At 23.0% G+C, this 6,429-nt stretch carries 9 protein-coding genes and 2 pseudogenes; 1 reads left to right on the forward strand and 10 read right to left on the reverse strand.

Going from position 1 to position 6,429, the window contains the following annotated elements:
- A partial coding sequence (locus D9R21_RS03830; protein WP_126821172.1) for a spiroplasma phage ORF1-like family protein occupies positions 1-1,357 on the forward strand: 1,357 nt, incomplete at its 5' end.
- A 50-nt stretch (positions 1,358-1,407) separates the two neighbouring features.
- On the opposite strand, the pseudogene D9R21_RS07930 reads toward D9R21_RS03830, so the two are convergent.
- The 10 genes and pseudogenes from D9R21_RS07930 to D9R21_RS08530 all read right to left on the reverse strand — a co-directional run.
- Positions 1,408-2,250: pseudogene (locus D9R21_RS07930) on the reverse strand (spiroplasma phage ORF1-like family protein); the annotation flags it as partial.
- A gap of 16 nt (positions 2,251-2,266) precedes the next feature.
- Positions 2,267-2,503 (reverse strand): hypothetical protein, encoded by a 237-nt coding sequence (locus tag D9R21_RS03840; protein WP_004027616.1) that lies wholly within the window; start codon positions 2,501-2,503, stop codon positions 2,267-2,269.
- Positions 2,503-2,901 (reverse strand): hypothetical protein, encoded by a 399-nt coding sequence (locus D9R21_RS03845; RefSeq protein ID WP_126821173.1) that lies wholly within the window; start codon positions 2,899-2,901, stop codon positions 2,503-2,505. The genes D9R21_RS03840 and D9R21_RS03845 overlap by 1 nt, the downstream gene beginning before the upstream one ends.
- Positions 2,894-3,907, reverse strand: a complete 1,014-nt coding sequence (locus D9R21_RS03850) for a hypothetical protein (RefSeq protein WP_126821174.1) — start codon at positions 3,905-3,907, stop codon at positions 2,894-2,896. Before D9R21_RS03850 ends, D9R21_RS03845 begins: the two co-directional genes overlap by 8 nt.
- A 352-nt stretch (positions 3,908-4,259) precedes the next feature.
- Positions 4,260-4,463: a DUF2649 family protein gene (locus D9R21_RS03855; RefSeq protein WP_126821175.1), complete on the reverse strand. Its 204-nt coding sequence runs from the start codon at positions 4,461-4,463 to the stop codon at positions 4,260-4,262.
- A 151-nt stretch (positions 4,464-4,614) separates the two neighbouring features.
- Complete coding sequence (locus D9R21_RS03860) at positions 4,615-5,055, reverse strand: DUF3627 domain-containing protein (protein ID WP_126821176.1); 441 nt, start codon at positions 5,053-5,055, stop codon at positions 4,615-4,617.
- A gap of 36 nt (positions 5,056-5,091) precedes the next feature.
- A pseudogene (locus D9R21_RS03865) lies at positions 5,092-5,361 on the reverse strand (hypothetical protein); the annotation flags it as partial.
- Positions 5,362-5,655: 294 nt separating this feature from the next.
- Complete coding sequence (locus D9R21_RS03870; protein ID WP_126821177.1) at positions 5,656-5,907, reverse strand: hypothetical protein; 252 nt, start codon at positions 5,905-5,907, stop codon at positions 5,656-5,658.
- A complete protein-coding gene (locus D9R21_RS03875; protein WP_126821178.1) occupies positions 5,907-6,056 on the reverse strand; it encodes a hypothetical protein in 150 nt (49 codons plus the stop codon). Before D9R21_RS03875 ends, D9R21_RS03870 begins: the two co-directional genes overlap by 1 nt.
- 177 nt (positions 6,057-6,233) lie before the next feature.
- Positions 6,234-6,365, reverse strand: coding sequence for a hypothetical protein (locus D9R21_RS08530; RefSeq protein ID WP_255416612.1), 132 nt, complete (start codon positions 6,363-6,365; stop codon positions 6,234-6,236).
- Between the last annotated feature and the right edge of the window lie 64 nt (positions 6,366-6,429).

Consider the following 6,429-nt stretch of genomic DNA (forward strand, 5'->3'; position numbering starts at 1 on the left):
TATTGTGCAAGAAAATATTAGAGTTCAACAAGGTGGAAATCCAAATTATGATGACCCAAACTTGGGTAGTCAAAGAATAATATTTGATTTTGAAATTATTAATAATATGGAAAAATTAGACTGAAAACCTAGTATTATTTTAACTAGAAAATCAATTTATCGGATGATTTTAACGATTGATGAACATAAAAATATTGTTGCTGGTAGTTTAGAATTAACACACCTTAAACAATATTGGGATGGTAATAATGCAAATACTTATCGATATACTGATGATTTAGGTTTTTTGTTTACTTTTATGAAAGATAGAGAAAATATCTTTAATTTTAGTGCTGAAACTTATAATTATAATCAAGTTAATACACCTAATACTGGTAAAAAAGTTTTTGAACAGATGAAAGGACAAATTGATATTAATAAATTTTTAAAAGCATTTTTTGCTCATGCATTGGTACCTGTATTTCAAAATCGTAGTAATTTTATTGAAAGTGGTTATATTGATAATTTACAATATGATACGGTTTTAATTAACTTTTTTGGTTTAAAATTAGTTAATTTTAGAGATGTTTTAATTGATGAAACTAATACTAATAAAAGTCAATTTGAAAAGTTATTAAATAGTATGTTCACGGTTTCCCAAAACTTTTATAAAGATTATTTACGTACCATTTTTGATTTAGAAAATAATACTTATGTGCAAGGTTATAATAAAAAATATGGTTTATTAGCAAATAATGGTTTTAAAATTTATCCACGATATTTTTATTTTTCAGATAAATATAATCAGTTAGATATTAAATTATATTCAGCATTTAAAAATCGGTTTTATAACACCAATTATGGTAATGTGTTTAATTATGATTTTTCAGTTGCAAATAATTATAATATTAATCAAAATGAGGGTTATGTTTTTGAAGGCGCTTTAAAAGATAAATATGGTTTAAAATACAAAAAAATTGAAGAACAAAAAATTGGTTATAATGTTTTTGAATTACAAGCGCAAAAAGAAAATGATATGTATCGTTATTATGATTTTAATTTTGGGATTTACAACTGACAAGAAATAAACAACGGTGGATTATTCCCTGATGGACAATGATGACAAGCACAATATGAAAGTTGTAGTTGATATAATTTAGCGTGTCATATAAAAAATGCAGCAATTTGAATTGTAAATAATATTCCTGGTGTAAAACAAGTAAATGAATTAGCAAGTGGAGTTGGTAAGATTTTTCAAACAATATATAGTTTTTTTAGTCAAACATTTGAGGTATGAAAATTTAGTCCAGCATTATATAATACAATAACAAATATATTCTTATTAATTATATTTATGAAATTTATTCGATTAATTTAAAAAAGGACTTGTTAGTCCTTTTATTCTTTTCAATCTGTAATTTTACCTGTATTATTATCAATTTCAGGTATATTAGGTTTATCAATTCCATCTCAACGATAAACTGCTTTAAAATAAGTACCATTATCATTATTTCAATTAGATATTATTTTATTTGGTTCTTGTTTAATTTCTAAACTGTTTAAAGTTCTATATAATCGATAATTATTAATTAAAGCAATACCTTGTAAATTATCATTTTGTCAATTATCAAATCCGTTAATATTTCATTTACTATTAGATGTACTACGCCATACAATAATGTAATATTTATTATCAACTGTATTAAATGGTTTTTCATTTGAATATACTTTTTTTCAATTTCCAAAATTTGAAGTAATATCAACAATTTGTAAATTATCAACACTCTTTTCTAATTTATTAATAACTTCAACAGTATTAAAATACTTAGCAAATGAATAAGAAAAATTTGTTAATTCTTTTAAAAATTGTTTTTTATCCACATCATAAAATTTATCAATATTATACTGTTTAGCATAACTATCTCAATTTTTATATAAATCCATAAACTCATTACTAGGCTTATCAAATGAAATTCCCGTTGAATAATTATCCTTTAAAAAGTCTAAATATCATTTATCATTATAAGTTAATGATTGCGATGTTTTTAAAGTAGGGTTAATAAAGTAATTTGTTTCTGACCAATTTTCAAAAAAACTACTGCGTAAAAACATTGTATTAATAAAATCAGTTTCATTCATTCCTGTTGTTTGTTGATTAACAGTATAATTTTGTTGATTTAACGGTTTAAATGCTGTTAAAGTAATAAAAGGAATAATTAAACCTAAAAGTCCTAAAAGTCCTATTGAAAATAAAGAAAATAATTTTTTCATATTTATAATTCAACTCCTAACTATACAATGTTTTTGAAACAATAAACCCAACAATATATAAACTTGATATTGTTAACATTAACGGATGACTAAATAATATTGCCATTTTACCAAATAAAGAAAGTAAAAAAGTGTCTGAATTATACAAATCCATAATAATATTTTTTGCTGATGTTAATTGATTAATAATTACAGTAATAAAACCAGTACCAAAAATAGCAATTGCCGCAACCAATAAAACTAATCTAATCATTATTTATGCACTCTCCTATATCCTTGTTCTTTTGTTTTTGCTTGTTTTGCTAAACTTGATAATTGTTGTTTATTACGATTAATTTTAAACTGTTTACGCTCTTTAATATGTTTTTGCATACCTTGTTTAGTATCAGAAACACCACGAACAGTCGCAGAATAAATATTTGATACACCCATTTGTACTGTTGAACCTAATTCGTTATATTGCGTTCTTGTTCCGTGAATTGCATAAATCGATAACTTAACCACCATAAAAAAGATAATAAAATAAGCAATTGTTGTATTTGTCATTGGCAATTTAGTATTTCAAATTACATCAAAAATAAACAAAAATACATCAAAAATAAAACTAAAAATCTTATCTCAATTACTACTTTCTGATAATAAATTAATCATCTTTACCACTTCCTTTTTCTTTTTTAGGTTTTAAATTCTTTTTCAAAATATCAATATCAAATAATTCTAAACGCTCTTTAACACTCAATTTAGTAATTTCCAACCAATAATATTCTTTTTTATTAACTATTTCATCATTTTTTAAATCACGAACAAACTTTAATCATTGACTATCATATTTCTGTGCAAATTCTAACGGAATAATTATCTTAAAAAACCGAATTCCTAACCCAACATCGGATTTATGTTTTGCACGCTTACCTTCTGCTGTTCGTTCTACTGATTTTGTTTTTCAAATTTCATAATCTGTAATATCCTGGAAAATACCAATTCGCATAATAAAGAAACGATTAAAAAAATTAAATCCTTTTTTAGCAATCGGTTTTTTCAATGAAATTGGAATAATAATACCGCTTGCTAATTGCCGAATATTGTTTCAAATCATACCTTCACGCTGAGCTGTAAACAACGCACGATTACCAAAATGCCTTGCCAAAACAATTCACGGAATTTTACCACTATGAACTTTTTTCTCATCGTGAGGACTAGTTCCGTCGATATACAAATAACTTTCATCGAATAATATAACACTATCATCAGGAGGAACTGGTTTTGTTCTATCTGTAAAATCTAAATTTTTAAATGTTAAAACTTTAACTTTATCGTCTTCTAACGGATAATTACTATAAATATTATCTGTTAATAATTTCATAGTTTGTGATAAATAAGTTAAAAGTAAAGTTTTTCCCGTTCCTAATTTACCAATAATAACTGACAATGGATTATCTCAAACAAAATTAACTAACCTAAACGCATTTAACTGATAAAATATACTTTTTCAAACTCATCATACAAAATAAACACATTGTAAAGCAAATAATAATCAAAACACTAAACCAGTATAATTTAACGAAATTATTCAAAGTAATAAATCTATCAAACTAAACAAAATCATTGAGCCACTGATATAACAATAATTTTTTAAAAAAAATACAAACTTTTTCATTTTACCTCCAATAGTTATTTATAATTAAACTAGTATTATTATGGTTTTCTCTCCCCACAAATCAAAAAGGAGAGTGATAAAAATTAAGAAAATTTTAAAAATAATTTCAATATTATTGCCTATTATTGGAATTATAAACTTTTTAATCAATCCTATCGGAAAATTAATTACTACAATTAATTTTGTAGAATTAATATTTAAAAATATTAGTCAAATAAATGCAAAAAAATATTTTTTACAACATTATTTATATTAATAATTATTGCATTCATAATGAAAATATATATTATATTCAAAAAAAAGATTTTAAAAGTTTGTGGGGAGAGAAAACCATAATAATAACAAAATTTAATTATTTAAAACAACTAACTATTTTGAAAACCATTCACAATAAAAACCAAGTTAAAAATAAAATAACAATTCAAACACCAACCATCAGAGTTAAATATTCATTTTGTGTCAAAGTCCAAGTTGTAATAGTTTCAACATTAGTTTTATCTATAAACAAAAAGATATGAACAAAAAACTCTTTTAATTTTTCTCAATCATTTTGCATCTTTAAAAACTCCACATTTTTTGAATAAGTTTAAAAAACATCCCAAAAAATAAAACAATAAATAATACAAATGATAAAACATACAAAAATTCAGGAGCATTTGAACCAAAAATATAACTAACAAATTGAACTCAATAATTATACAAACTCATTATTTTAAACTTTCTAAATCTTTAATTAATTGTTGTTCTCTTTCAATATTTCAATCTGTTAAATTATTATTGTTATTATTTGCTTTTATTTTTTTAGGTTCATTTAAAAATAATGCTTTATGCATAAGATTAAAATAATTTTGTTTATATTGATTATACAAATTAATTAATTCTGTTCCAGTTAAATACTTTCAAATATGACGTTTTAAATTTTCATCATATTTTACAATAGGATAAGAATTATCATAAATTAAACCAATTGCTACTTGTTCTGAGTGTTTTTCACTCGGATAAATAAATTTATTACTCAATCAAAAACCAATATGGCGATTATGATTAGGTAAATTTATAAAACTTGCTTTATCTGTTTCAAAAGGAATAAGTTCCTTAGAAATAAAATAATTTGCTATATTTTTATTTTTCTTAACAAAATTATTCAATTTTATCAACCTCTTTCTTTAAATTATTTTTTATTTTAATTTTTTGCCTTCTCCTAATTTACCCATAATTACCGATAATGGATTATTTTGAAAATAATTAACTAACCGAAAAAAATTTAATTGATAAAAAACATTTTTTCAAACTCATCAAATAAAATAAACACATTGTAAAGCAAATAATAGTCAAAATACTAAACCAGTATAATTTAATGAAATTATTCAAAACAATAAATCAATTAAACTAAATAAAACCATTGAACCACTAATATAACAAAAATTTTTTAAGAAAAATATAAAATTTTTCATTATTTATCATCTCCTAACTAATATTTGTTTAATAAACAGTGTTATATTTAATGTTTATATATTGCTTATTTATTGATAAAACATTGATTATTAACAATGTTATACATAATGCTAATATATTGTTTATTTAATGTTTAATAAACAATGTTATTAACAATGTTAAATATATAAAATAATAAAAATTGGCACACTGAAAAATACTATTAACAAAGTTAATAGAAAATATAAAATTAATAAATCAAATAACAAAGCTAGTGTGCCACAACTAAGATATATGATCGATTATAATAAAAATTAAAATCCTTTAACCATAACACGGAAAAAGTTTAATATCTTAACAATAACAAAAATACCAAATGGAATTAAAATAATTCACGCATCACCTAAAAAAGTCATTAATTGTGGTAATACAGCATAAATTGCTTCTTTAACTTTCATCATTGCTTGTCCTAAACCACTTCAAATAGAACCCATTCCATCTGAAATAGTAGGCTTATCACCAACTGCTAAAAAATTAATTGCTGTTGTTAAATACATACCTAACATTATTTTTTATCCTCCTTGTTTTCAATTTCTTTTTTATCTTTTTTCTTTCCTCGAATTTGACGAATTTTTTGATAAATCGATAAACCAATTCAAGCAAAAATACCTAATATAATAACAACACTAAATATTGTCGTTAATCAACCTGGCATAACTTAATTCCTCCTAAAAATCTAATTTAGCGACACGCTTCGCGTGTTCGCTACGCTCAAAATAAACAATATTGAATAAATTACCGCTAATAAATTACGCGGATAATTTATTCATCTTCTTTTACATTATTAATTACAATATTATTTACCATATTAATAACATTATCTTTTCCATACTTAATTACTAAGGACCGCAAAATAAAATAATGTTTCTTTTCAATAAAAAATCAACTCCTTTCTGAGTTGATTTGTTGCACTTCACTTACACGATGCCTGTTCAACAATTGTTTCTAAATCTGATTTAATCATTCTTATTTTATCCTTTTATATTTTTTTAATTAATTAAAAAATAGAATTAAACCAAAATAATTAT

This window comes from Spiroplasma endosymbiont of Megaselia nigra (genome assembly GCF_003987485.1).
Taxonomy (GTDB): domain Bacteria; phylum Bacillota_I; class Bacilli_A; order Mycoplasmatales; family Mycoplasmataceae; genus Spiroplasma.